A 5,384-nucleotide genomic window follows, 5' to 3' on the forward strand; every position below is an offset into this window, starting at 1 on the left:
CAAACAACAGATGGCTGGCAACTAGAAGGCACAGTCGAGGCTGATCAGCGGGTTTAAACGGGCCCTCTAGACTCGAGCTATCAAGAACATTCGGCGGGGGCCAGAGATTTTTCGACGGTGTGCCCTTCGTGGGTGACCTGACAGGTCACGGACTGGTAGCTCTTCCACTGGTTGGCGGTCAGGTGCAGGAAGGAGCTGGCGGCGTACTTGTTGTTGGACTGCTTGCTTGGCTGGGTGGTGTCCACTCCCTGGGTCACGCTGTTTCCGTCGGCCTTCCAGTTCACCTTCACGGTGCGGGGGTAGAAGTCGGAGATCAGGCACACCAGGGTGGCCTTGTTGTCCTTCAGCTCCTCGGAGGAGGGAGGGAACAGGATCACGGATGGGGTCACGGCTGGCTGCCTCTTGATCTCCACCTTGGTGCCCTGGCCGAAGGTCCAGGGGTAGTTGTAGTCCTGCAGGCAGTAGTAGGTGGCGAAGTCCTCGGGCTGCAGGGAGCTGATGGTCAGGGTGAAGTCGGCTCCGGAGCCGCTGCCGGAGAACCGGCTGGGCACTCCGGACTGCAGGGTGCTGGCGGAGTAGATCAGCAGCTTGGGGGCCTTGCCGGGCTTCTGCTGGTACCAGCCCAGGTCGTTCCTGATGCCCTGGCTGGCCCTGCAGGTGATGGTCACCCTGTCGCCCACGCTGGCGGACAGGGAGCTGGGGGACTGGGTCATCTGGATGGCTCCGTAGGCTCCGCTGATCCACAGCAGCAGGGAGATGAACACCTGGGTCTGCAGCACCATTGGTCCTGGGTTCTCCTCCACGTCGCCGGCCTGCTTCAGCAGGCTGAAGTTGGTGGCTCCGCTGCCGGACCGGCGCTTCCTTCCCCTCTTGCCGGGGCTCCTGGAGATGCTCTTCTGGGTGTAGTGGTTGTGCAGGGCCTCGTGCATCACGGAGCAGGTGAACACGTCGCCCCGCTGCCACTCGCTGGTGGGCACGGACAGCTTGTTGTACAGGAAGTAGGAGCCGTCGCTGTCCAGCACGGCTGGGGTGGTCTTGTAGTTGTCCTCGGCCTTGCCGTTCTTCTCCCACTCCACGGAGATGTCGCTGGGGTAGAAGCCGTTGATCATGCAGGTCAGGGACACGCTCCTGGAGCTCAGCTCCTCGCGGGGAGGGCCCATGGTGTACACCTTGGGCTCCAGTGGCTGGCCCCTGGCCTTGCTGATGGTCTTCTCGATGGGGGCGGGCAGGGCCTTGTTGTGCACCTTGCACTTGAACTCCTTGCCCCTCAGCCAGTCCTGGTGGGTGATTGGCAGGGTGCTCACCACCCGGATGGTGGAGTTGAACTGCTGCTCGCGCAGGGGAGGGCGGGCGGTCCGCACCTGCTCGTTGTTGATGTACCAGGTGAACTGCACCTCGGGGTCGTCCTGGCTCACGTCCACCACCACGCAGGTCACCTCTGGGGTCCTGGAGATCATCAGGGTGTCCTTGGGCTTGGGAGGGAAGATGAACACGGAGGGGCCGCCCAGCAGCTCGGGAGGAGGGCAGGTTGGCTTGGAGCAGGTGCTTGGGGCCACGGTCTTGTCCACCTTGGTGTTGGTGGCTGGGTGGGCCACGTTGCAGGTCACTGGCTGGGAGCTGGAGGTCACGCTCACCACGCTGGACAGGGAGTACAGTCCGCTGGACTGGCGCACGCTTGGGAAGGTCCTCACGCCGTTGGTCAGGGTGCCGGAGTTCCAGGTCACGGTCACTGGCTCTGGCAGGTATCCCTTCACCAGGCATCCCAGGGTCACGGTGCTGGAGGGGGTGTCGCCGCAGCATGGGGCCAGTGGGAACACGCTGGGGGCCTTGGGCTGGCCGCTGGACACGGTCACGGTGGTTCCCTGTCCCCACACGTCCATTCCGTAGTAGTAGTGGGTTCCTGGCAGGAACTCCTCCTTGGCGCAGTAGTACACGGCGGTGTCCTCGGCCCTCAGGGAGTTCATCTGCAGGTACAGGGTGTTCTTGCTGTTGTCCCGGGAGATGGTGAAGCGGCCCTTCACGTCGTCGGTGTAGTAGGCGGTGATGCCGCTCATGGTGATGGCGGACACCCACTCCAGTCCCTTGCCTGGGGCCTGGCGCACCCAGTTCATGGCGTAGCTGGAGAAGGTGAAGCCGCTGGCGGCGCAGGACAGCCTCAGGCTGCCGCCGGGCTGCACCAGGCCCCCTCCAGATTCCAGCAGCTGCACTTCGGCGTGGGTTCCGGTGGCGGCGGCGACCAGAAACAGGATTCTCCATGTCCAGTCCATGGTGGCGGATCCGAGCTCGGTACCAAGCTTAAGTTTAAACGCTAGCCAGCTTGGGTCTCCCTATAGTGAGTCGTATTAATTTCGATAAGCCAGTAAGCAGTGGGTTCTCTAGTTAGCCAGAGAGCTCTGCTTATATAGACCTCCCACCGTACACGCCTACCGCCCATTTGCGTCAATGGGGCGGAGTTGTTACGACATTTTGGAAAGTCCCGTTGATTTTGGTGCCAAAACAAACTCCCATTGACGTCAATGGGGTGGAGACTTGGAAATCCCCGTGAGTCAAACCGCTATCCACGCCCATTGATGTACTGCCAAAACCGCATCACCATGGTAATAGCGATGACTAATACGTAGATGTACTGCCAAGTAGGAAAGTCCCATAAGGTCATGTACTGGGCATAATGCCAGGCGGGCCATTTACCGTCATTGACGTCAATAGGGGGCGTACTTGGCATATGATACACTTGATGTACTGCCAAGTGGGCAGTTTACCGTAAATACTCCACCCATTGACGTCAATGGAAAGTCCCTATTGGCGTTACTATGGGAACATACGTCATTATTGACGTCAATGGGCGGGGGTCGTTGGGCGGTCAGCCAGGCGGGCCATTTACCGTAAGTTATGTAACGCGGAACTCCATATATGGGCTATGAACTAATGACCCCGTAATTGATTACTATTAATAACTAGTCAATAATCAATGTCAACGCGTATATCTGGCCCGTACATCGCGAAGCAGCAAGAACATGTGAGCAAAAGGCCAGCAAAAGGCCAGGAACCGTAAAAAGGCCGCGTTGCTGGCGTTTTTCCATAGGCTCCGCCCCCCTGACGAGCATCACAAAAATCGACGCTCAAGTCAGAGGTGGCGAAACCCGACAGGACTATAAAGATACCAGGCGTTTCCCCCTGGAAGCTCCCTCGTGCGCTCTCCTGTTCCGACCCTGCCGCTTACCGGATACCTGTCCGCCTTTCTCCCTTCGGGAAGCGTGGCGCTTTCTCATAGCTCACGCTGTAGGTATCTCAGTTCGGTGTAGGTCGTTCGCTCCAAGCTGGGCTGTGTGCACGAACCCCCCGTTCAGCCCGACCGCTGCGCCTTATCCGGTAACTATCGTCTTGAGTCCAACCCGGTAAGACACGACTTATCGCCACTGGCAGCAGCCACTGGTAACAGGATTAGCAGAGCGAGGTATGTAGGCGGTGCTACAGAGTTCTTGAAGTGGTGGCCTAACTACGGCTACACTAGAAGAACAGTATTTGGTATCTGCGCTCTGCTGAAGCCAGTTACCTTCGGAAAAAGAGTTGGTAGCTCTTGATCCGGCAAACAAACCACCGCTGGTAGCGGTGGTTTTTTTGTTTGCAAGCAGCAGATTACGCGCAGAAAAAAAGGATCTCAAGAAGATCCTTTGATCTTTTCTACGGGGTCTGACGCTCAGTGGAACGAAAACTCACGTTAAGGGATTTTGGTCATGAGATTATCAAAAAGGATCTTCACCTAGATCCTTTTAAATTAAAAATGAAGTTTTAGCACGTGCTATTATTGAAGCATTTATCAGGGTTATTGTCTCATGAGCGGATACATATTTGAATGTATTTAGAAAAATAAACAAATAGGGGTTCCGCGCACATTTCCCCGAAAAGTGCCACCTGATGCGGTGTGAAATACCGCACAGATGCGTAAGGAGAAAATACCGCATCAGGAAATTGTAAGCGTTAATAATTCAGAAGAACTCGTCAAGAAGGCGATAGAAGGCGATGCGCTGCGAATCGGGAGCGGCGATACCGTAAAGCACGAGGAAGCGGTCAGCCCATTCGCCGCCAAGCTCTTCAGCAATATCACGGGTAGCCAACGCTATGTCCTGATAGCGGTCCGCCACACCCAGCCGGCCACAGTCGATGAATCCAGAAAAGCGGCCATTTTCCACCATGATATTCGGCAAGCAGGCATCGCCATGGGTCACGACGAGATCCTCGCCGTCGGGCATGCTCGCCTTGAGCCTGGCGAACAGTTCGGCTGGCGCGAGCCCCTGATGCTCTTCGTCCAGATCATCCTGATCGACAAGACCGGCTTCCATCCGAGTACGTGCTCGCTCGATGCGATGTTTCGCTTGGTGGTCGAATGGGCAGGTAGCCGGATCAAGCGTATGCAGCCGCCGCATTGCATCAGCCATGATGGATACTTTCTCGGCAGGAGCAAGGTGAGATGACAGGAGATCCTGCCCCGGCACTTCGCCCAATAGCAGCCAGTCCCTTCCCGCTTCAGTGACAACGTCGAGCACAGCTGCGCAAGGAACGCCCGTCGTGGCCAGCCACGATAGCCGCGCTGCCTCGTCTTGCAGTTCATTCAGGGCACCGGACAGGTCGGTCTTGACAAAAAGAACCGGGCGCCCCTGCGCTGACAGCCGGAACACGGCGGCATCAGAGCAGCCGATTGTCTGTTGTGCCCAGTCATAGCCGAATAGCCTCTCCACCCAAGCGGCCGGAGAACCTGCGTGCAATCCATCTTGTTCAATCATGCGAAACGATCCTCATCCTGTCTCTTGATCAGAGCTTGATCCCCTGCGCCATCAGATCCTTGGCGGCAAGAAAGCCATCCAGTTTACTTTGCAGGGCTTCCCAACCTTACCAGAGGGCGCCCCAGCTGGCAATTCCGGTTCGCTTGCTGTCCATAAAACCGCCCAGTAGAAGCCATAGAGCCCACCGCATCCCCAGCATGCCTGCTATTGTCTTCCCAATCCTCCCCCTTGCTGTCCTGCCCCACCCCACCCCCCAGAATAGAATGACACCTACTCAGACAATGCGATGCAATTTCCTCATTTTATTAGGAAAGGACAGTGGGAGTGGCACCTTCCAGGGTCAAGGAAGGCACGGGGGAGGGGCAAACAACAGATGGCTGGCAACTAGAAGGCACAGTCGAGGCTGATCAGCGGGTTTAAACGGGCCCTCTAGACTCGAGTTATCAACATTCGCTTCTATTGATGGTTTTTGCTGCTGGGCTTGTCAGACCTGCGTGGCTCACTTCGCAGGTGTACCGTTCGTGCTGGTTATACTCGCTAGCGGTCAGGGCCAGAGTGCTTGACAGGGAGTAGGTATTGTCCTTGCTATCCTGGTCAGTATAT

3 protein-coding genes are annotated in these 5,384 nt (G+C 57.3%); all 3 read right to left on the reverse strand.

What is annotated here, in order from left to right; genetic code table 11:
* Window positions 1–80 precede the first annotated feature (80 nt).
* Window positions 81–2,267, reverse strand: coding sequence for an immunoglobulin domain-containing protein (locus J3A84_RS15145; RefSeq protein ID WP_207600894.1), 2,187 nt, complete (start codon window positions 2,265–2,267; stop codon window positions 81–83).
* Window positions 2,268–3,986: 1,719 nt separating this feature from the next.
* Complete coding sequence (locus J3A84_RS15150; RefSeq protein WP_004614937.1) at window positions 3,987–4,781, reverse strand: APH(3')-II family aminoglycoside O-phosphotransferase; 795 nt, start codon at window positions 4,779–4,781, stop codon at window positions 3,987–3,989.
* A 443-nt stretch (window positions 4,782–5,224) separates the two neighbouring features.
* Window positions 5,225–5,384 (reverse strand): immunoglobulin domain-containing protein (locus J3A84_RS15520; protein WP_207600895.1); only part of this gene is annotated, 160 nt, incomplete at its 5' end.

The sequence above is a fragment of the Proteiniclasticum aestuarii genome (assembly GCF_017368455.1).
GTDB classification, from domain to species: Bacteria; Bacillota; Clostridia; order Clostridiales; family Clostridiaceae; genus Proteiniclasticum; species Proteiniclasticum aestuarii.